Here is a 19,981-nt window from a genome sequence, read left to right as displayed (position 1 = left end):
GTCAGGTTTATCTGGCACGCCACGTAGGGCGTGCCAGATAAACCTGACGCCAGTGGCACGCGCCAAATAAGCCTGACGCCAGTGGCACGCCGGCGGCGAAAACCGTCGCTAGAAGTCGGCGTTGCCCACGGTGCGCGGGTGCGGGATGACGTCGCGGATGTTGTCCACGCCGGTGAGGTACATCACCATGCGCTCGAAGCCCAGGCCAAAGCCGGCGTGCTCGCAGCCACCGTAACGGCGCAGGTCGAGGTAGTACTTGTACTGCTCCGGCTCCATGCCCAGCTCCGCGATGCGGCGCTCGAGCACGTCGAGGCGCTCCTCGCGCTGCGAGCCGCCCACGATCTCACCGATGCCCGGCACGAGGCAGTCCACCGCGGCCACGGTCTTGCCGTCGTCGTTGAGGCGCATGTAGAAGGCCTTGATCGCGGCCGGATAGTCCGTCACGAAGGTCGGGCGCTTGAAGTGCTCCTCGGTGAGGAAGCGCTCGTGCTCGGTCTGCAGGTCGCAGCCCCACTCCACGGGATACTCGAAGACGTGGCCGGAGGCGGCGGCCTCCTGCAGGATCTGGATGGCCTCGGTGTAGGTGACGTGCGCGAAGTCGGAGGTCGCCACGTGGGTGAGGCGCTCGACGAGGCCCTTGTCCACGAACTTGTTGAAGAACTCCATCTCGTCCGGGCAGGCGTCCATCACGTAGTTGATCACGTACTTGAGCATCTCCTCGACGCACGCCATGTCACCGGCGAGGTCGCAGAAGGCCATCTCGGGCTCCACCATCCAGAACTCGGCGGCGTGGCGGCGCGTGTTGGAGTTCTCGGCGCGGAAGGTGGGGCCGAAGGTGTAGACGTCACCGAAGGAGAGCGCGAAGTTCTCAGCCTGGAGCTGACCCGAGACCGTGAGGTTGGCGGCGTGGCCGAAGAAGTCCTGCGACCAGTCGATGGCGCCAGACTCGGTACGGGGCGGGTTCTCCACGTCGAGCGTGGTCACGCGGAACATCTCGCCCGCGCCCTCGGCGTCGGAGGTGGTGATGATCGGCGTGTTCACGTAGACGAAGCCGCGCTCCTGGAAGAAGCGGTGGATGGCGTAGGCGGCCACGGAGCGCACGCGGAAGACGGCGCGGAAGAGGTTGGTGCGGCTGCGCAGGTGCTGCTGGGTGCGCAGGAACTCGCGGGTCTGGCGCTTCTTCTGCATGGGGTAGTCCGGGGCGGAGGCGCCCTCGACGCGAATCTCGGCCGCCTGGAGCTCGAAGGGCTGCGGGCGGTCCGGCGTGAGCACGAGCGTGCCCGTGACCATGAGCGCGGAGCCCACGCCCGTGGCCGCGATCTCGTCGTAGTTGGCGAGCTTCTCGCGGTTCATGACGACCTGCAGGTCCTTGAAGCACGAGCCGTCGTTCAGCATCACGAAGCCGAAGTTCTTCATGTCGCGGACCGAGCGGACCCAGCCGGCAACGGTGACGGTGGTGCCGCCGAGCTCGTCCATGTCGGCGAAGAGCTGAGAGATGTGGGTGCGTTCCACGGGTACTCCTTTGACGTTCTTCTCGCCCTGTTTTCCAACGTTCAACTCTACCGCATTGCGTGACGGGCGAGAAGAACGCGCCCCCCATGGGCAAACTGGGAACCTCAGATGACCAATTGGCCGGAAACTGGTCACCCGAGGTTACCAGTCCGCCATCTGACTCACGAGAACTCGATGTGCAGACCACACCCCAGCGCGCGTGCTAACCGCTCCAGCGTTCGCATTGTTGGATTGCCGCCCCCGCGCTCAAGTACGCTGATGGCCTCTTGTGAGATGCCGCTCTTTCTGGCGAGCTCCTCCTGCGACAGCCCCGCCCGGGTTCGCGCCGCCCTCAGGCCCTCTCCAAGAATGACGCCCCCCAGATAGGGATCCCCGATCTCCCTCAAGTAGAAGCCATCCTGAGTGCTCCTGCCCCGCCCCGCAGCGAGAAGAACGGCAGGGTCGTATGATTCGAGGTCGTTGGCGCGCAGCACCTCTCCTATGTTCTGACGAGATGGTGGGGCGATGCGCTCGCTCACCCACTCCGCCACCCAGCGTTCGGGAACCCTGCGCTCACCTCGCTCGAGAAATGGGGCGAACATCGCGGGGACGTCGCGTGTGGTCGCCCCCGGAGCCGCCTCAAACGAGAAGGTCCTTCTCGCCTGGTCGTAGCTGAGCACGCCACAGGACCGCCTGCCCGGACGCTCCCCGTCGATAACCTCAAAGCGACGCATACCACCGCCACCTTTCCCAGACGATCTCCCACACCTTTTCGAGAAGGACGGACGAGGCGGCATCTTCGAGCCCCCCGAGCAGCGTATCCCTGTCCTGAGGCACGAGCGGCCGCGCCACCATAACCGGAGCGACTGACGCAACGTTCTCCTCAAGGGAACGCGACCCCAGATAGTTGGTCGTCGCCACGGGAGAGAGCGGCTCGAAGGCGCTGATTCGCTCCTCGTCATCCCCATAGGGAGCAACCAGCGAGAGTCCGGTATCGAAGAGCGGCGCAAGGCGCGACGCACCGGTGCGGTCAACGAGCACCTCGATATTGGAGGCATGGCGATCGCGGTTTGCGAGCAGGTAGTCAACGAGCATCATCTGGGAGATGCGCTCGCCCCACCCCATTCGCCGGCAGAATGAGAGCGGGTCATCCTCCCCCTCGTGATGGAGCTCGTAATACGCTCCCAACCCCATCTTCTGCTCCCCCGGCCTCCTGAAGTTCCTCGACGAGCAGAGCCAGGTCTCATGCTCCCTGCCGTCGATAACCACGCGCGCGTGCACGAGGCGATAGGGGACGTGCTCGATGCCCAACGCCTCCATGAGCCGGCTCGCGACGAGCTCGTTTATGCACTCGGTTCCGTCTATCCGTACCCCGTTGTAGCGTGACAGCTTGAGATATCGGGCGCGCGTGCCACTCCCCACGCGCGCCTTGAGGAAGGTTCCCGCCGTTCCGGAGGTGTTGGCGCGCTCGCTCCAGCTAATTTCTCGGTAATCCTGCAAGCTTGAAACGATGTCATATCGCCTCATATCCCCTCCTCTCCATGATAGTACATGCATATATAATATAGTATGTATTCATGCAATATGTCAGCCCATCAACAACAGGCTAAAATCGAGCTACGCACACGGAACGCCCCTGGAAGGAGCACACATGGAAGCCTACAAGCGCGAGTTCATCGACTTCATGGTGGAGTCCAACGTCCTGAAGTTCGGCGACTTCACTCTCAAGAGCGGCCGCAAGTCCCCGTTCTTCATGAACGCGGGCGCCTACGTGACGGGCTCCCAGCTCAAGCGCCTGGGCGAGTACTACGCCCACGCGATCAACGACAACTTCGGCCTGGACTTCGACGTGCTCTTCGGGCCGGCGTACAAGGGCATCCCGCTGGCCGTGACCACCGCGATCGCCCTCCACGAGCTCTTTGGCAAGGAGGTCCGCTACTGCTCCGATCGCAAGGAGGAGAAGGACCACGGCGCCGACAAGGGCGGCCTGCTCGGCACCAAGCTCGCCGACGGCGACCGCGTGGTCATGATCGAGGACGTGACTACCTCGGGCAAGTCCATCGACGAGACCTACCCAAAGGTCACCGGTGCCGCCAACGTTGAGATAAAGGGCCTCATCGTGAGCCTCAACCGCATGGAGGTCGGCAAGGGCGGCGTCGTGACCGCCCAGCAGGAGATCCAGGAGAAGTACGGCTTCCCGGTGGCGAGCATCGTATCCATGGCCGACGTGGTGGAGGCCCTCGACGGCACCGTCATCACGCCCGAGCTCAAGGCCGCCATCGACACCTACTACGAGCAGTACGGCGTGAAGTAGCATTCGGCATTTGGGGACGGGTTTTCCCTCTCAGAGAGTTTGGGACAGGCCCGGGGCGCAGTTACTACTGCGCCCCGGGCCTGTCCCAAACTCTCTGAGAGGGAAAACCCGTCCCCAAATTCCTACTCGGCGAGCTCCGTCGCCCAGGTGTAGCCCTCGGGAATGTGGGCGTTGCCGGCGGCCACCTCGGCCGGGATGCGGCTGTCAGACGCCATGAGCTCCGCCACGGTCACGAACTCGTAGCCCTCGCCCTGGAGCTGCTCGATGATGCGGGGCAGCGCCTCGAGGTCCTGGTCGCGGTTGCCGCCGCCGTCGTGCATGAGGATGATGCTACCGGCAAAGGCACCGCTCGTGCAGTTGTTGACGATCGTGTCGGCGCCCGGCAGCTTCCAGTCCAGGCTGTCCAGGTTCCAGATCACCGAGGCCGAGAGCGTGCCGCCCGAGGCCAGCCACGTCGACGTGTCAAACGAGCCGTAGGGCGGGCGGATGACCGAGGTGTCCCCGCCGCCCGCGCCGGAGATGGCAGAGAACGCCTCCGTGATCTCCGACTGCAGCGTCGCCTGGTCGACGGCGGTGAGCTGCTCGTGGTTCATCGTGTGGGACGCCACCTGCGAGCCCTGGTCCTTGATCGCCTTCACGAGGTCGGGGTTGTTGGCCGCGGCCGAGCCGAGGCAGAAGAACGTGGCGTGGATGCCGTACTTGGAGAGGATGTCAAGGTACTGCTGGGTATAGCTGCTCGGGCCGTCGTCGAAGGTCAGGGCGATGAGCTTGCGGCCGCCGTCAGCCTGCGGGTTGATGCTCATGAGCTTCACGTTCTGCGCGGGCTCGATGACGTCGCCGGGCACCGACTCGCCCGACTGGTCGCCGACGATGACCTTCTGCTTCCCCGCCTTGCCGTACTGGGCGACGAAGGTCACCGATCCCACGGAGTCCGCCGGCTCGAGCAGGGGCTGGATCTCGCGCTCCTCCTCGTGCGAGGCCTCGGTGGCGTCGGCGCCGTCCCCGAAGGTGATCTCCTCGTTGCCCTTGGCGCGGAAGGCGTCGCGGCCGGCCGCGTCGAGCTGCTCGCCGTTGACGGTGGCAGAGAACGCGTCGCCGCCGCCCTCCGTGAGGACGTTGCCGCTCACGGAGACGAGGTTGCCCGGCTTGAGCGAGAGCCCCTCGCTCTCCACGATCTGCTCGAGCGTGGAGTCCACGCGGACGTCGGTGCGCTCCCCGTTGACGCTCACGTTGACCGTGCGGTTGAGCCACATCCAGATGCCGCCGCCCACGATCGCCGCGACGACGAGAAGGCCCACGATGGTGGCGCCCCTCCCCTCGCGCCGCTTCTTGTAGCGGCTGCGCGGCGCGCGCTGGCGCGGCATGGGGGCCTGCCAGTCGGGCTCGGTGCGCCCATAGGAGCCGGCGTCCCCATAGGGATCGTCGTAGCTCGCTCCGTAGGGGTCATCGTACTGGTCAGCGTAGGAGCCCGCGTAGGGGTCGTCATAGGAATCGTAGCCCGACTGATAGGTCGGGCGGGACTGCGGACGCGCGCCGCGCGAGGTCTCGCCCGCGCGCGAGGACGTCGCGCTGGGAAGGTCGATCGGGCGCATGTAGGGACTGGACGCCTGCGAGCCGCGCGTGCGGCGGTGCGGGCGCTGAGGGTTGTTTCTACTGGTCATGATGCCATCCGTCTGCGCGGGGAAGGTCTCGACTCCGTATTGTGTTTACCGCTCCCGGTGCGGCTCCGCGCATGTTCAAGGGTATCAGTTCACGTCGCGGGCAACCGTGACGGAACCGTCATGCAACCAGAGGTGCACAACTCGCGAGAAGGGCATCACGGGCACGGCGCCGGGACCCTAGACTCGGGTCACGAGCTCGTCTGCGGGACGCCGCTTGAAGTGCATCGGCGCGGGCTCCGCGTCCTCGGCGGGATAGCCCAGCGGGAAGAGCGCCACGAGGTCGTAGGGCTCCATCTCCGGGAACGCCTCCTTCACGGCCGGGGCGTCGAAGTGCCCCACCCAGGTGGTGCCAAGACCGAGGTCATGGGCTGCCAGCATGACGTGCGTCCCCACGATGGAGGCGTCGACGTCGGCGAAGTTGCGACCGTCGTACTTGCGGACCCAGGCCTCCTCCGGCAGCGCGCCGAGCACGAGGATGACCCGCGCCCCGAAGTCGAACCGCGTGTGCGCCGCAAGGCGCGCGACCGCCTCCGGGCTCTCGACGACCCACATATGCCAGGGCTGCTTGTCAACGGCGGTGGGGGCGGCGAGGGCGGCGTCGAGAAGCGCGTCGATCTTCTCGCCCTCCACCGGGCGGTCCGAGAAGGACCTGCAGGAGTAGCGGTCGTGCGCGAGCTGCTGGAAGTCGGTCATGGGAGTCCCTCCTCACGTGGTTTCGGAAAGTATACGCCGCGCGAGGCCTCCCGCCGCGGGGGGGCACCGGCCGGCGGCGGCCCCTTGCGGGGAGAGAGGGGTGCCCCCGCCTGACGGGGCCGGGAAGGAAGGGGAGGAGCGGCGCATCGCGTCTGCGTCCGTGGGCAGGGGCACCCCCGTTGGCTTCATGGTATGACGGGCCTCGCCCGACGCGGCAGCTTCGTCGCAACTGGCCGGTTATGCGACACGATTGGCAGGCCGAGACGCTCACGCGGCTGGTCGGGCCGCACGCTCCCCACCCGCACGCTAGAATGGTGGTCCGTCTATCAAGGAGGCCGCATGCCCGCATTCCCCACAACCGAGTCCGTCGACGAGGGTCCCAACGCCGCAGGCTCTCTGGGGCGTCTCATCCCCTGGCCGGACGAGGAGACCTACCCCAACATCCCCGCCGAGGAGGCGCTCGACCTCTTCCTGGGCTGGGTGGACTCTCGCGGGATCGAGCTCTGGCCGCACCAGGAGGAGGCGCTGCTCTCCCTTGCGGCCGGCGACCACCTGATCCTGGGCACGCCCACGGGCTCCGGCAAGTCAATGGTGGCGCTGGGCATGTGCTTCATGAGCGTGTGCACGGATAGGCGCGCCTACTACACCGCCCCCATCAAGGCGCTGGTGAGCGAGAAGTTCTTCGACCTCGTCTCGCTCTTCGGCCGCGAGAACGTGGGCATGATCACCGGCGACGCGTCCATCAACGCGGGCGCGCCCATCATCTGCTGCACGGCGGAGATCCTCGCCAACCAGGCGCTTCGCGAGGGCGAGAAGTGCGACGTGGGCTGCGTGGCCATGGACGAGTTCCACTTCTACGCGGACCCCGACCGCGGCTGGGCCTGGCAAGTGCCGCTGCTCACGCTCCCCCACGCGCAGTTCCTGCTCATGAGCGCCACGCTGGGCGACACCTCCTCGATCGCGGAGGCGCTTTCCGAGCACACCGGCGGGCGCACCGTGGACACCATCGCCGACGCGCCGCGCCCCGTGCCGCTCTCCTACGAGTTCGTGGACACGGCGCTGGAGGGGACCGTCGAGCTGGCGCTGCGTGCGGGCGAGGCACCGCTCTACATCGTGCACTTCTCACAGGACGCGGCGCTGGCGAGCGCGCAGAGCCTTGCCAGCTACGGCGTCTCCACCAAGGAGCAGCGCGAGGCCGTGAAGGAGGCCATCAAGGGCACGCGCTTCACCACGACCTTTGGCAAGACGCTGCAGCGCCTGCTGGGCTGTGGCGTGGGCGTGCACCACGCCGGCATGCTGCCGCGCTATCGCCTGCTCGTGGAGAGGCTCGCGCAGCAGGGCCTTCTGCCGGTCATCTGCGGCACGGACACGCTCGGCGTGGGTATCAACGTGCCGATTCACACCGTGGTGCTCACCGCGCTCTCCAAGTTTGACGGACGGCGCATGCGCCACCTCAACGCGCGCGAGTTCCACCAGATCGTGGGCCGCGCCGGTCGCGCCGGCTTTGACACCGAGGGCCACGTCATCGCCGAGGCCACCGAGTACGACATAGAGAACGCACGGGCCCTGCGCAAGGCGGGAGGCGACCCCAAGAAGGCGCGCAAGATCAAGACCAAGAAGCCGCCCGAGGGGTTTGTCGGCTGGAACAAGCAGACCTTCGAGCGCCTGATCGCCGCCGTGCCGGAGCCGCTGCGCCCGCGCATGAAAGTCACGCACTCGATGGTGCTCGCCGAGGTCGAGCAGGGCGGTGACGCCTGGGCGCGCGTCCACCGCCTTGTGGAGGAGTCCGCGCAGCCGGCCGAGGAGAAGGCCGCGCTCGCAACGCGCGCGGACGAGATCTTCGCCACGCTGCAGGACGCCGGCGTGGTCACGCGCGAGGAGCTGCCGGACGGGGGCGCGTCCTGGTCCACGACCGTCGACCTCCCAGACGACTTTGCGCTGGACCAGCCCCTGTCGCCGTTTCTGCTGGCCGCGCTCGAGCTTCTGGACCCGGAGTCGGAGACCTACGCGCTCGACGTCATCTCCATGGCCGAGGCCACGCTCGAGGACCCCTGGCAGATCCTGCGCGCGCAGCAGCGCGTCGCGCGCGACCGCGCGATGAGCGAGATGAAGGCCGAGGGCATCGAGTACGACGAACGCATGGAGCGCCTGCAGGAGGTCACCTACCCCAAGCCGCTCGAGGACCTACTCGAGCCGGCCTTCGAGCAGTACTGCGAGCAGGTCCCGTGGGCGCGCGACTTCGCGCTCTCGCCAAAGTCCGTCCTGCGCGACATGGTGGAGACCGCAAGCGACTTCAAGGAGTACGTGGGTCGCTACAACGTGGCGCGCTCCGAGGGCCTGCTGCTGCGCTACCTCTCCGAGGCGTTCCGCGCGCTCGACCGCACGGTACCGCTCGAGAAGCGCGACGAGCGCCTGCGCGACATCATCGCGTGGCTGGGTCTCGTGGTGCGCACGGTGGACTCCTCCCTCGTGGACGAGTGGGCGGCCGCCGGCGAGGGGTCGTCGGAGGGGCTCGACGCCGCACCGCCCGCGGCGGACGAGGTCGTGCACGACCGTCGCGGCCTCACGCTGCTCGTGCGCAACGCGCTCTTCGCCCGCGTGCGGCTGGCGGCTCACGAGGCGACCGACGAGCTCGGCAAGCTCGACGCCGAATGGGGCTGGCGTGCGCCCGTGTGGCAGCGTGCCCTGGACCGCTTCTTCGAGGAGCACGAGGAGATCCTGCTGGACGCCGACGCCCGCAGCGCCGCGTACCTCTCGATAGACGAGAAGGACGAGAAGTCCGCGCACGTCTGGCACGTGCATCAGATATTCCACGACTCCGACGACGAGCGCGACTTCGGCATCTGGGGCGACGTGGACCTCGACGCCACGCAGGACGAGGGCGCCGTGGTCTTCTCCGCCTACCGCGTGGGGTTCGTGGACGACGAGTAGGCTGGCACGGCTGGCTCACGGCGTGCCATAACGCGTTTTTTCGCTACGGCCATCTACCTGCAGTTTTACAAGAAATAGCAGGTAGATGGCCGTATTTTTGCGTTGTGAAAAATGCCGTTATGGCAGGCGAGAAGAACGTCGGCTTCCTACCCCTCGAACGGCACCACGTGCGCCACGGCGTCCTCGGGCAGGATGCGCGCGCCGCCATTGTCGAGGTCCACGAGGACGTAGCGCCAGTTGCCCATCCCAAGCTCCTTCATATAGGAAAGCTGACGCAGGCCGTGGCGGGTCTCCATGCGCTCCACCAGGGCGTGGCGGTCCTCCTCCCCCATCGCATAGACGAGGTCGACGCACGCCTGGTCAATCGCCAGGATGTCCGTGGAGGCAAGTATGCCCACGTTGGGTGTCACGACGGGCTCGGCCGCCGTGCCCTCGCAGTCGCAGGAGACCGACATGTTGCGCATCACGTTCACGAAGGCGATCTTGTCGCCGAAGTGGTCGCAGACGGCCTTGGCGGACTCCATCATGCGCTCCATGAACTCCTCGTTCGAGATGTCCCACATGTCGTCCGAGCCGGGCGTGGTGTGAATCTCACGCTTGCCGATCTTGCCGTCGGCGCAGCCGATGCCGATGTTCTTGGCCGAGCCGCCGAAGCCGCCCTTGGTGTGCCCCTTGAAGTGCGTGAGCACGAGCAGGGAGTCGTAGCTCGCAAGGTGCGAGCCCATGTGCACCTCGTCGAACCACTTCCCGCCTGCAACGGGGAAGGGCGTGGCGCCCTCCTCGTCCATGATGTCGACCGGCGCGAACGTCCAGCCGTTGACCTCGAGCGTCCTGCGATGCTTCTCGGTGGAGTCGCGATCGCCGGCATAGTAGCTGTTGGTCTCCACGATCGTGGCCTCCGGCAGGTCGCTCTCAAGGAGTTCGGCGACCCACGGGCGCGGGATGATATTGGGGCCGTGCTGCTCCCCGGTGTGCAGCTTCACCGCCACCCTGCCGTCGATATGCGCGTTCACCTGCTCGTAGGCGCGCCGCAGCCCGGCAGCAGAGAGGTCGCGCGTGAAGTAGACGATTGACTCGTTCCCAGCACGCTCCCCATAGGAAACGCGACGCTCGCCGCCGGTGCCGGGCCGTGGGTTCTTCTCGGACATGATGCCTCCTTCTTTGAGCACTCCCTGTCTCTCATTATAAACTTTGGAGACGCCACGTCACTTGTCAATCACGTTGGAGCGCGGCGGGATTTTGCCAGCCGGAGACAAATCGGTTTACTTATTCACTGCGCCCGATTATCTTGAAAAATGCAGGCGAACTGTAGAGATTATTTGAACTCAACCGCTCGCGGGAGCTACTTTTCCGTTCCTGTTGACAAAACCGGTTTACTGTCCTTAACTGAGACTCAACAGAAGGCCACCCAACGAGGAGGACACATGGCAGAGCAGTACGCAGATCCCAGCACGTTCAGCATGGACAGCTTCCGTCTTGATGGCAAGGTCGCCCTGGTCACCGGCGCCTCCTACGGCATCGGCTTCGCCATCGCCACCGCGCTCGCCAAGGCCGGCGCCAAGATCGCCTTCAACGACATCAACGCCGAGAAGGCCGAGATGGGCGAGAAGGCCTACGCCGCCGAGGGCATCGAGGCCAAGGGCTACGTGGCCGACGTCACCAACGTCGAGCAGGTCGAGAAGCTCGTCGCCGACATCAAGGCCGACTTCGGCACCACGCCGGACATCCTCGTCAACAACGCCGGCATCATCAAGCGCATCCCCATGCTCGAGATGAGCGCCGAGGACTTCCGCCAGGTCGTGGACGTTGACCTCAACGCCCCCTTCATCGTCTCAAAGGCCGTCCTGCCCGGCATGATCGAGAAGGGCCACGGCAAGATCATCAACATCTGCTCCATGATGAGCGAGCTCGGCCGCGAGACCGTCGCCGGCTATGCCGCCGCCAAGGGTGGCCTCAAGATGCTCACCCGCAACATCTGCTCCGAGTTCGGCGAGCACAACATCCAGTGCAACGGCATCGGGCCGGGCTACATCGCCACGCCGCAGACCGCGCCGCTGCGCGAGATCCAGCCCGACGGCTCCCGTCACCCGTTCGACCAGTTCATCGTCGCCAAGACTCCCGCCGCCCGCTGGGGTACCCCGATCGACCTCATGGGCACCGCCGTCTTCCTGGCCTCCGACGCCTCCAGCTTCGTCAACGGTCAGGTCATCTACGTCGACGGCGGCATCCTCGCCTACATCGGCAAGCAGCCCCAGTAAGGGCTTCAGGCCGATGTCATCTCCCAGCGCCGCAGGATCGCAACCGCGTCCTGCGGCGCTTCCCGATTCACGGAAAGGAGTCGCGATGCCCCAGCTCACCCTCAGCCTCGTCGGCGCCGACGGCGCCGTGCGCGGAACCTCGACCGGTACCGACCTCGTTCAGCTCGACACCCGCTATGCCGAGTACCAGGCCGGCGACGTCCTCGTCCTCACCTCGGACGAGAAGAACGTCGAGCTCGAGGTCATGCTCGACGAGTCCCTGCCCCCGAGCGTCGTCTACCTGACCGAGGGGCGCCTCGAGTTCCCGATCCCCTTCGAGTCCGCCCGCGACTCGTACCCCAGCCACGCCTTCCTCGGCGACACCCACTGGGGCTACGCCCGCGTGCTCGACCCCCGCGAGCGCGAGACCTGGCGCAACCTCGCCCTCAACGCGCACGACCTCGAGGGCGCCGAGGGCGTCTACCCGCACGCCACCACCAACTCCGGCGCCACCAACCCCCGATTCATCGCGCGCAACGCGATCGACGGCACCTGGCAGAGCATCCACCACGGACGCTGGCCCTACGAGTCCTGGGGCATCAACGGCCGCGACGACGCCTGGCTCCAGGTGGACTTTGGCCGGCCGGTCCATGCCGAGGAGGCCATGCTCGTCCTGCGCGCCGACTTCCCGCACGACACCTGGTGGCAGCAGGCCAAGCTCACCTGCTCGGACGGCTTCGAGCTCACCGTGCATCTGGAGAAGACCGGCGTGCCCCAGCGCTTCTCCCTCGGCGCGGGCGGGCGTGACATCGAGTGGATCCGCCTCTCCGACATGGTGAAGGCCGATGACCCGGCGGAGTTCCCCGCCCTCACCCAGCTCATCGTCATGGGCACGCTGGAATAGCCCAACGCAAGACGGCCCGCCTCCGTCAATTGGGGACAGTCCCAATTGACGGAGGCGGGCCACAGAGTCTCTCTCGTTAGCATACACCCCACGCGGATTCGTCAACAAAACGCCTGTTGCCGAGAAGTGCGCCGCGTGGGGTGCATGTTATCGCGCGCCGGGCGGGCGACAGCCGCCACCCGCCCGGCGCGTCAGAGCTAGGCGCGCAGCACGGTGAGCTCGCGCGCGTCACCGGCGCCGTAGACGACGACGGCCTTGGCATGGAAGGAGACGCCCTCGAGGGCGAACGCCTTCACGCCGGTGTAGACCTCCCCGTGGAAGAGCGCCACGGTGTAGAACTCCCCGCCGGGAAGCTCAAAGCGCACAGCCTCGGCAAGGGCCGGGTCCACGGGCTCGGAGCCGCCGCGAAGCACCTGGGCGGGACTCACGCGCACGTCCGCCGGAACGAGCCACCAGAGCTGGCCGCCCCGCTCGGAGAGCGCGCTGCGGGCCTCGACGAGGGCGGCGTCGGACAGGGCATTGTAGTCGAGCGAGATCTGCTCGGAGCCGAGCGTCAACTCGCCCGTGGAGCCGAGCGCCAGCTCGCCCGCGGCGCAGGTGACGCGGCATCCGTCGTCCGCGGCCTCGACGCGCACCTCGGGATCAAAGTGGAACCGCGAGACAAGCTCGTGCTCCCCCTCGGCCATGGCCTCGTCCGCGCAGACCCAGATGCCGCAGTCCAGCGCCACGAGCTTGCGCACCAGGACGTGCAGCGGCTCATGCCCCACGAGGGCGCCCTCGAAGTAGTGGGCGCCGCCCGCGTGACGCGCGTAGGTCTTGAGCGGGTAGCCAAAGTCGGAGTACCCCCAGCTGCCCTTGGGCACGCAGCTCGAGCGGCCGTCAAGCAGCGGCACGTTGTGGGCGAGTGGGCCCTTGAGGTACGGACGCTCCGGGGAGTCCTCGCGGTAGGTGTAGCGCCCGCCGTCAACGAGCACGGGCACGCCGCGATAGACGGCGGTCACGTGCAGGTTATCAGAGTGCCCGTGGCCGGAGCCAAGGGGCCCGGAGGAGAACTCGGTGAGGTTGGCGTCCGCGTCCCAGGAGGAACGTGCCACAAAGAGGCCGGAGTCCATGCCGTCAAAGACGCGCGGCAGCTCGGCGCCCTTCTCGCCCGCGCACGCCACGAGGGCGTCCTCGACGTCGCAGCCAAAGGCAAAGACGTCGCCCGCGTCGAGCTCGGTGCGGCCGGAGGCCGCGGCGAGCGCGCCGTCCCCGAGCACGCCCGCGCACAGGGCCATAAGGCCCCGGACGTCGGTGCGGTCGGAGTCGCCCTGGGCGTCGATGCAGCCGTTGGGCATCATCTGCGCCGCAAGCGCGCGGGAGAGCCGCTCGGCCGCCCCACGCAGCCCGCGCGGGACCGGGGCGCCCTGCGCCTCCAGGACGTGGAGGGCGCGCAGCGAGTAGAGTAGCACCTCGACGTGGTACATCGTGGACTGCTCCCAGTCGATGCCGTCGGGGTAGACCTGCGCGGCCATCTGGGATTCGGCGCGCCCCTGAGCCCAGACCCAGTCGGGGTCGGAGGCGGGGTCGTCCTCGAGGGTGGCCAGGACCGTGAGGATGGCAAGCGTCTGGATGCTGCCCCAGTTGCTGGTCTCGTACTTGGGGAGGTAGCGCTCGCGCAGGGACGCGATCTGGTCGCGCACGCTGCGAACAATCTTCTCCAGCAGCTCATCGGTCAGCACGCCCATCGCGTCGAGCGCGGGAAGCACGCACACCATCGAGCGGATGCGGATGCCGGTGTCGAGCGTGCGCGTGGAGAGCTCGGGCACGATCGAGGGGTGCGCGTCCACCCAGGACTCAATGAGCCGGGCCGCCTTCTCGGCATAGGACGCGTCACCCCTCACCAGCGATACGAGCGCGAGGTCCTCGAGGTAATCCATGCGGTTGAGCATGAAGCACCACTCTTCGTCGTCGTTGTTGACGACGTTCCAGTCGTAGGCGCCGGCCGGCAGCGTGAAGGGCACGCGGCAGCGCTCCATGTCCCACGTCTTTGAGAAGGTGTAGGTGTCCGCCATGACTTCGTCGGCGCGGGCGAGAAGAACGCTGAGGTCGCGCCCCGCAAGGCGCTCGCCCATCTCTCCCACGCGCATGAGCGCGGCGGTCTTCTTGAGTCTTGCTCTAACGGAAACGATATCCATGCCCATCCCTTCTATCGGTGAGCCGTCGGGATATGAAAAAGCGCCGCCCCGCTGGAGGGGACGGCGCAATTGTTTCCTCGGAAAACTAGACGAGGACGCCGCAGACGGAAAGCACCACGCCGACGACGATCGTCAGGATGACGAGCTGGTAGGTGTTCCAGTTGCGCTTCTTGATGAGGTAGTACATGAGGAGCAGGTACAGCATCGGGAGCAGCTTCGGGGCGATGTTGTCGAGCATGCCCTGGATGCTCACGGTGGACTGCTTGACGCCCTCCTCGGCAGCGCCGGCCGCGAACTCGATATTCACGTTCATCTTGACGAACGTGGCGGCGAGGCCGGTGATGACCGTGACGCCGACCATGCTGGCGCACTCGGAGATGAGACCCATGGACTTGGACAGCGTGTCGATGACGGAGGTGCCGAGCTTGTGGCCCAGGTTCATCATCACGTACTTGATGGCGAGCAGCGTCGCGTTGATGGCGAGGAAGAAGCCCACCGGCGCGAAGGCCATGCCCTGCATCGCGAGCGACGAGAAGATCGTCGAGTAGAGCGGGGCGAGGCAGAACTGGGAGAGCGAGTCACCGATGCCGGCGAGCGGGCCCATGAGGGCCATCTTGAGGCCGCGGATCTCGCTGTAGGGGACGCCCTCGTCGGCCATGGCCAGGTGAAGCGACGTCACGAACGGCAGCAGGTTCGGGTTCGTGTTGTAGAACTCGCAGTTCTCGGCGAGGTCCTTGCACAGGGCCTCCTTGTTGCTGCCGTGAATCTTCTTGAGGGCGGGGTAGACGACATAGGAGTAGCCATTGCCCTGGTAGTTGCTGTAGTTGAAGCCGTTCTGCAGCAGCCAGGCACGAATCATCGTCTTGGTGTAATCGCCCTTGACGAGCTTCTTCTCGTTAGATCCAGTCATCGTGGCTGACCTCCTCGGTGGCGGCAGCGGGAGCGAGCTCCTCCTGCTTCTTCACTTCAAAGTAGTGCTTGAGGGCGAACACGAGGCCAACCATGGCGATGCCGACCGTCGGGATCCCGAGGTAGCCGGCGCAGATGTAGCCGAGCAGCGCGAAGGGGATGAACTCCTTGGTGAGCATGACGCTCATGATCATCGCGAAGCCGATGGCGGGCAGCATGCCGCCGGCGACGGAGAGGCCCGCGGTGAGCCACTCGGGGATGGCCTCGATGACGACCTGGAGGGCCGGCATCGCGAAGGCGGCGAAGAAGCCGAGCAGGAAGCCGCCCACGGCGAACAGGATCACGGTGATGTTGCAGACGAAGCGGTACTTGCCAAGCTTGTTGGCGGCGAGGGCGCGGGCAGCGGCCTCCTGGTTACCGGAGCAGGCCGTGTAGATGGCGGTCTGCAGGAACTGGATGGCAACCGCGAACGGGATGGAGAGGGCAAGCGCGCTCTCCGGGGTGACGCCCTCGGTGGTGATGGCCATCAGGGTGCCCACGATGCCGGGGCCGATGGCGTTGGGCGGGACGGTGCCGCCAGCACCGACGCCAAAGCCCATGAATGCGAGCTCGGCCACCGCGCCGACGCCAAGCGCCGTCGGGATGTCGCCGAGGATGACGCCCACACCGAACGCCAGCACGAGGCTGCGGTTGGTGTAGATTCCGAACAGCATGCCGCTCCAGCAGACTGCTGTCCAGAGGCCAATCAGAATGGCCTGGATGAACGAGATCTCCACGTTCCCTCCTTTTTCCTACCTGACACTACGTTCCGCCCTCCCCTTGGCGGGCGGTATGCTCAGCAGGGGCTACTTCCTGCAGAACTCCACGATGTCGACCTCGGCCGCACCGTCAGCGCCGGACGGGGTGGTCTTGGTGTTGAACTTGACGCCCTTGTCGGCCATGGCGAGAATCGCGGCCTTGTCCTCGGCGCCGACGAAGATGGAGCGGGTGACCTTCTCCTTGCCGTCGGCGTTGTGGATGTTGCCGACGTTGATCTCGGTCACGGGCACGCCGCCCTCGACGAGGGTGAGCGCGTCGGCCGGGTTCTTCACGAGCAGGAAAATGCGCTGCTCGGGAGCGGCCTTGTGGATGATGTCGATCGTCTTCTGAAGCGTGAAGAAGCGCATGGCGATGTTGCCGGGGATGACCGTCTTCATGAGGGTCTGGGCCATCTTGTCGCCCGCAGCCTCGTCGTTGGCGACGATGACCGTGTTCACGCCCAGGGACTTGATCCAGAGCTGACCCTGGCCGTGGACGAGACGCTCGTCGATGCGGGTCATAACGATGTTGGGTGTTGCCATTTCTTCCTCCTACCAGTACGGGTTCCAGCTCTTGGCGCTGCGAACCAGGGCTTCCATGAAGTAGTAGTCGCCCCAGATGTTGCCCTCGTCGACGCCCTTGCCGGAGTGCCAGCTGTAGACGCCGTGATAGAGGATGGGGCGCAGGGGCGCGTGGTCCTCGGAGGTGTACGAGTTGATGAGGGAGCGCATCATCTGCGCGGTGACGCCGGCGTAGACGGGCGCGTCGGGGTCGTCGACGGGGAGCATCGGAGCGACCTCCATGAACCCGCAGGCGGCAGCGGCGGCGGCGCTGGAGTCGCGGGACTGGCCGGAGCCGTCGCCGAAGATGAGGTCCCAATAGCAGATGGAGTCCTCGGGAAGGCGGTTGATGAAGTAGTTCGCCATCGCGCGCCAGGTGTCGAGGTACTTGCGGTCGTTCAGGTGACGCATGTTCAGCGGGATGCCGTAGATGCCCCAGGCCTGGCCGCGGGCCCAGGCGGAGTCGTCGGAGTAGCCCTGGCGGGTGGCGCCGTGGTCGGGCCCGCCGGTCTCGGGGTTCATATAGAACGTGTGGAAGGCGCTGCCGTCCTCGCGGATGATGTTGTTCACCGTCGTGTCGAAGTGCATGCGTGAGACGTCGCGGTAGTGCGTGTCACCGGTCTCCTCGGAGGCGAAGTAGAGGATCGGCAGGTTGAGCATGCAGTCTATGATGAAGCGGTAGTGCTCGGGGCTGTCCATGGGACCCCAGGCCTGCAGGAACTTGCCCTTGGGCTGCCAGCGCTCCATGAGCTTGTCGGCGGCGAGAAGGGCGGCGGTGCGGGCGTCCTCGCTGCCGGTGAGGCGATAGGCCGCAACGCAGGAGGGCACGTAGAGGAAGCCGAGGTCGTGGTGGTCGAGCTCGATGCGGTTCTCGACGCGGTGCTTGAAGCTCTGGACGTTCTCGAGGGCGCGGTCGCGGTACTTCTCGTCCCCCGTCATCTCAAAGGCAAGCCAGAGAAGGCCGGTCCAGAAGCCGTCGGTCCACTCGATGCAGTCGATGATCGGGTACTCGAGGCCCTTGGTGGCAGACCAGGGGAACCTCGTTCCGAAGGCCTCCATGTTGGCGTCGATCTGGGCGAGGCAGCAGGCCAGGCCGCGATCGATCTCCTCCTTGGTCAGGGGCTCGACCGAGAGCCACCGCTCGCGATCGGCAATCTTCTCCGTGTTCACGTGAGCCATGCCTGCCATCCTTTCCTACCGCTTTTCCGTATGGCCGCCTGAATTGTGAGCGGTCATATTACAAACCGGTTTACTCCGCCTCAGTTTTATAGGATATTCGCCTTTAGCTAGCAATAAGGTTCATGTTTCAATCATGTGAACGGACATGAATTGGCGGCGGACGGAGTAAACCGGAGTAAAGGTTGACAAAACTGGTTTTGCGCGTAGTCTTGTCCTGACTCATGTCTTCATTTCTGGAGCGTCACACCCAGAGGAAAGGAACGGGACCCCATGAAGATCGCCCTCATCAACGAGAACAGCCAGAACGCCAAGAACCCCATGATCGAGGCCGCCCTCAAGAAGGTCGTCGAGCCCATGGGCCACACCGTCTTCAACTACGGCATGTACGCCGACGAGGGCTCCAACCCCCTGACCTACGTGCAGAACGGCATCCTGGCCGCCGTCCTCATCAACTCCGGCGCCGCCGACTACGTGGTGACCGGCTGCGGCACCGGCGAGGGCGCCATGCTCGCCTGCAACAGCTTCCCGGGCGTCCTCTGCGGCCACGTGGCCGACCCCCTCGACGCCTACACCTTCGCCCAGGTGAACGACGGCAACGCGGTGGCCATGCCCTTCGCCCTCAAGAACGGCTGGGGCCAGGAGCTCAACCTCGAGTACACCTTCGAGAAGCTCTTCGGCTTCGGCTCCGGCAACGGCTACCCCGCCGAGCGCGTCGTCCCCGAGCAGCGCAACAAGAAGATCCTCGACGGCGTGCGCGCCGCTGCCTTCAAGCCGCTGACCGAGATTCTCGACGCCCTCGATCCCGAGCTCGTGAAGGGCGCCCTTTCCGGCGAGCACTTCCAGGAGTACTTCTTCGCCAACGCCACGGACGAGGCCATCATCGCCAAGGTCAAGGAGATCCTCGGCCTCTAGTCCTTCTCGCACATTCGCCTCGTGCCGCGGGCGGCCTTCGGGCCGCCCGCTTTTTTGCGCAATATTCCCCTCCGCCCACCTGATATGTAAGCGTTTTGTTGGCCCCTGATTTGCGGCCCCAGCTGCCGTGAATTGAGTAAACTATGTTTACTAAACATCCTGTGACACGAGCAGTGAGGGGCACGAAGAGCATCATGGCGCAGAAGAGGCGCATCACCATCAAGGACATCGCCGAGATGGCGGGCACGTCGAAGACCACCGTCTCGTTCTATCTCAACGGCAAGACCGAGCGCATGTCGGAGGACACGCAGAAGCGCATCAAGAAGGCGATCGAGAAGACCGGCTACGAGCCCAACCCCCTCGCGCGCGGCATGAACGCCAAGAGCTCCAAGCTCATCGGCGTCGTCATCGGCGACGTGACCAACGAGTTCTCCAACCGCATCGTCAAGGGCATCGGCTCCGTCGTCGACAAGGCCGGGTACCGCCTGCTCTGCTGCTCCTCCAACTACAGCGCAGACGGCGAGCGCGCCTACATCGACCGCCTGCTCGCCCTGGGCGTCGACGGCTTCATCGTGCAGCCCACCTCGCAGTTCAAGACCGTCGCGGACGACATCGAGGCCGCGGGCAAGAAGCTCGTCTTCTTTGACTCCAAGTACTACGACTACACCTCGAGCTGGGTGAAGACGGACAACTACGAGTCGACGTATCGGACGGTGAAGTCGTGCGTGGAGCGCGGCTACCGCCGCTTCCTGCTGGTCGCCGCCGCCCCGCAGCTCCTGAGCTCGCGCATCGAGCGCTTCTCCGGCTTCGTCGACGCGCTCGAGAAGGAGGGGACCGGCTTCACGCAGCTCGAGATCGCCCCGGGAGAGATCGACTCGGGGGCGCTCCGCCAGTTCCTTCGCGCCAACATCGACGGCGAGACCCCGACCCTCGTCTTTGCCCCCAACTGCTGGGCCCTGCCCGAGATCTACGTGGCCATGCGCGAGTTCTACCCGCTCATGCCCGACAAGGTGGGCCTCGTGGGCTTTGACAACTTCGACTGGACGAGCGTCGCCTCCCCGAGCGTCACCGCCATCGAGCAGCCCGCCTTCGAGGAGGGCCGCGAGGCCGCCCGCATCCTGCTCGAGCTGCTGGAGAGTGACGAGAAGAAGACCGTCCACCAGGAGCTCGACTGCAACGTCCAGTGGCGTTCCACCACGCTGTAGCGGGCTGGCA

General features: G+C 65.9%; 17 protein-coding genes. 6 read left to right on the top strand and 11 right to left on the bottom strand.

Annotated elements, in window-relative coordinates:
- Window positions 1–108: 108 nt before the first annotated feature.
- From asnS to ACULPM_RS08575, 3 genes are all read right to left on the bottom strand, one after another.
- Window positions 109–1,512, bottom strand: a complete 1,404-nt coding sequence (gene asnS / locus ACULPM_RS08585) for an asparagine--tRNA ligase (protein WP_445332145.1) — start codon at window positions 1,510–1,512, stop codon at window positions 109–111.
- A 161-nt stretch (window positions 1,513–1,673) separates the two neighbouring features.
- Window positions 1,674–2,225: a helix-turn-helix domain-containing protein gene (locus ACULPM_RS08580; RefSeq protein ID WP_445332144.1), complete on the bottom strand. Its 552-nt coding sequence runs from the start codon at window positions 2,223–2,225 to the stop codon at window positions 1,674–1,676.
- Entirely contained in the window at window positions 2,212–3,018 is an 807-nt protein-coding gene (locus ACULPM_RS08575) for a hypothetical protein (protein ID WP_445332143.1), read from the bottom strand. The genes ACULPM_RS08580 and ACULPM_RS08575 overlap by 14 nt, the downstream gene beginning before the upstream one ends.
- A 124-nt stretch (window positions 3,019–3,142) precedes the next feature.
- Between ACULPM_RS08575 and pyrE the strand changes: the two genes are divergently transcribed.
- Window positions 3,143–3,805 carry an orotate phosphoribosyltransferase gene (pyrE, locus tag ACULPM_RS08570; protein WP_445332142.1) on the top strand — a complete coding sequence of 221 codons (663 nt, stop codon included), beginning with the start codon at window positions 3,143–3,145 and terminating at the stop codon, window positions 3,803–3,805.
- Window positions 3,806–3,927: 122 nt separating this feature from the next.
- On the opposite strand, the gene ACULPM_RS08565 is transcribed toward pyrE, so the two are convergent.
- Entirely contained in the window at window positions 3,928–5,466 is a 1,539-nt protein-coding gene (locus ACULPM_RS08565) for a polysaccharide deacetylase family protein (protein ID WP_445332141.1), read from the bottom strand.
- A gap of 177 nt (window positions 5,467–5,643) precedes the next feature.
- Window positions 5,644–6,159 carry a nitroreductase family protein gene (locus ACULPM_RS08560; RefSeq protein WP_445332140.1) on the bottom strand — a complete coding sequence of 172 codons (516 nt, stop codon included), beginning with the start codon at window positions 6,157–6,159 and terminating at the stop codon, window positions 5,644–5,646.
- 339 nt (window positions 6,160–6,498) lie between these two features.
- Here ACULPM_RS08560 and ACULPM_RS08555 point away from each other — a divergent pair, with 339 nt between their 5' ends.
- On the top strand, window positions 6,499–9,090 hold the full coding sequence (locus tag ACULPM_RS08555; protein WP_445332139.1) for a DEAD/DEAH box helicase: 2,592 nt from the start codon (window positions 6,499–6,501) through the stop codon (window positions 9,088–9,090).
- A 146-nt stretch (window positions 9,091–9,236) separates the two neighbouring features.
- Here the strand turns inward: ACULPM_RS08555 and ACULPM_RS08550 are convergent, their stop codons facing one another.
- The gene (locus ACULPM_RS08550) at window positions 9,237–10,238 is read right to left on the bottom strand and encodes a DUF362 domain-containing protein (RefSeq protein WP_445332138.1); all 1,002 of its coding nucleotides are present in this window, start codon (window positions 10,236–10,238) and stop codon (window positions 9,237–9,239) included.
- 276 nt (window positions 10,239–10,514) lie between these two features.
- On the opposite strand from ACULPM_RS08550, the gene ACULPM_RS08545 reads away from it, so the two are divergent.
- Complete coding sequence (locus tag ACULPM_RS08545) at window positions 10,515–11,348, top strand: gluconate 5-dehydrogenase (protein ID WP_083662102.1); 834 nt, start codon at window positions 10,515–10,517, stop codon at window positions 11,346–11,348.
- An 85-nt stretch (window positions 11,349–11,433) separates the two neighbouring features.
- Entirely contained in the window at window positions 11,434–12,231 is a 798-nt protein-coding gene (locus ACULPM_RS08540) for a hypothetical protein (RefSeq protein WP_445332137.1), read from the top strand.
- 197 nt (window positions 12,232–12,428) lie between these two features.
- Here the strand turns inward: ACULPM_RS08540 and ACULPM_RS08535 are convergent, their stop codons facing one another.
- The 5 genes from ACULPM_RS08535 to ACULPM_RS08515 all read right to left on the bottom strand — a co-directional run bounded on the left by ACULPM_RS08535 (window position 12,429) and on the right by ACULPM_RS08515 (window position 17,854).
- Entirely contained in the window at window positions 12,429–14,408 is a 1,980-nt protein-coding gene (locus tag ACULPM_RS08535) for a heparinase II/III domain-containing protein (RefSeq protein ID WP_445332136.1), read from the bottom strand.
- 85 nt (window positions 14,409–14,493) lie between these two features.
- Complete coding sequence (locus tag ACULPM_RS08530; RefSeq protein WP_167930371.1) at window positions 14,494–15,318, bottom strand: PTS system mannose/fructose/sorbose family transporter subunit IID; 825 nt, start codon at window positions 15,316–15,318, stop codon at window positions 14,494–14,496.
- The gene (locus tag ACULPM_RS08525; RefSeq protein WP_167930370.1) at window positions 15,305–16,093 is read right to left on the bottom strand and encodes a PTS mannose/fructose/sorbose/N-acetylgalactosamine transporter subunit IIC; all 789 of its coding nucleotides are present in this window, start codon (window positions 16,091–16,093) and stop codon (window positions 15,305–15,307) included. The genes ACULPM_RS08530 and ACULPM_RS08525 overlap by 14 nt, the downstream gene beginning before the upstream one ends.
- 69 nt (window positions 16,094–16,162) lie before the next feature.
- The gene (locus ACULPM_RS08520; RefSeq protein WP_445332135.1) at window positions 16,163–16,657 is read right to left on the bottom strand and encodes a PTS sugar transporter subunit IIB; all 495 of its coding nucleotides are present in this window, start codon (window positions 16,655–16,657) and stop codon (window positions 16,163–16,165) included.
- Window positions 16,658–16,666: 9 nt separating this feature from the next.
- Window positions 16,667–17,854, bottom strand: a complete 1,188-nt coding sequence (locus tag ACULPM_RS08515; RefSeq protein ID WP_445332134.1) for a glycoside hydrolase family 88 protein — start codon at window positions 17,852–17,854, stop codon at window positions 16,667–16,669.
- 270 nt (window positions 17,855–18,124) lie between these two features.
- Between ACULPM_RS08515 and ACULPM_RS08510 the strand changes: the two genes are divergently transcribed.
- Window positions 18,125–18,766: an RpiB/LacA/LacB family sugar-phosphate isomerase gene (locus ACULPM_RS08510; RefSeq protein WP_167930367.1), complete on the top strand. Its 642-nt coding sequence runs from the start codon at window positions 18,125–18,127 to the stop codon at window positions 18,764–18,766.
- A 194-nt stretch (window positions 18,767–18,960) separates the two neighbouring features.
- Window positions 18,961–19,971 (top strand): LacI family DNA-binding transcriptional regulator, encoded by a 1,011-nt coding sequence (locus ACULPM_RS08505; protein WP_445332133.1) that lies wholly within the window; start codon window positions 18,961–18,963, stop codon window positions 19,969–19,971.
- Window positions 19,972–19,981 lie beyond the last annotated feature (10 nt).

The organism is Thermophilibacter sp. ZX-H3 (assembly GCF_052599055.1).
The sequence above is the reverse complement of the archived record's forward strand: the minus strand, read 5'-3'. Positions and strand labels throughout refer to the sequence as shown.

Coding starts and splice junctions, on each gene's coding strand:
- ACULPM_RS08580 (WP_445332144.1), bottom strand. CDS start 2,225: ATGCGTCGCTTTGAGGTTATCGACGGGGAGCGTCCGGGCAGGCGGTCC.
- ACULPM_RS08575 (WP_445332143.1), bottom strand. CDS start 3,018: ATGAGGCGATATGACATCGTTTCAAGCTTGCAGGATTACCGAGAAATT.
- pyrE (WP_445332142.1), top strand. CDS start 3,143: ATGGAAGCCTACAAGCGCGAGTTCATCGACTTCATGGTGGAGTCCAAC.
- ACULPM_RS08565 (WP_445332141.1), bottom strand. CDS start 5,466: ATGACCAGTAGAAACAACCCTCAGCGCCCGCACCGCCGCACGCGCGGC.
- ACULPM_RS08560 (WP_445332140.1), bottom strand. CDS start 6,159: ATGACCGACTTCCAGCAGCTCGCGCACGACCGCTACTCCTGCAGGTCC.
- ACULPM_RS08555 (WP_445332139.1), top strand. CDS start 6,499: ATGCCCGCATTCCCCACAACCGAGTCCGTCGACGAGGGTCCCAACGCC.
- ACULPM_RS08550 (WP_445332138.1), bottom strand. CDS start 10,238: ATGTCCGAGAAGAACCCACGGCCCGGCACCGGCGGCGAGCGTCGCGTT.
- ACULPM_RS08545 (WP_083662102.1), top strand. CDS start 10,515: ATGGCAGAGCAGTACGCAGATCCCAGCACGTTCAGCATGGACAGCTTC.
- ACULPM_RS08540 (WP_445332137.1), top strand. CDS start 11,434: ATGCCCCAGCTCACCCTCAGCCTCGTCGGCGCCGACGGCGCCGTGCGC.
- ACULPM_RS08535 (WP_445332136.1), bottom strand. CDS start 14,408: ATGGATATCGTTTCCGTTAGAGCAAGACTCAAGAAGACCGCCGCGCTC.
- ACULPM_RS08530 (WP_167930371.1), bottom strand. CDS start 15,318: ATGACTGGATCTAACGAGAAGAAGCTCGTCAAGGGCGATTACACCAAG.
- ACULPM_RS08520 (WP_445332135.1), bottom strand. CDS start 16,657: ATGGCAACACCCAACATCGTTATGACCCGCATCGACGAGCGTCTCGTC.
- ACULPM_RS08515 (WP_445332134.1), bottom strand. CDS start 17,854: ATGGCTCACGTGAACACGGAGAAGATTGCCGATCGCGAGCGGTGGCTC.
- ACULPM_RS08510 (WP_167930367.1), top strand. CDS start 18,125: ATGAAGATCGCCCTCATCAACGAGAACAGCCAGAACGCCAAGAACCCC.
- ACULPM_RS08505 (WP_445332133.1), top strand. CDS start 18,961: ATGGCGCAGAAGAGGCGCATCACCATCAAGGACATCGCCGAGATGGCG.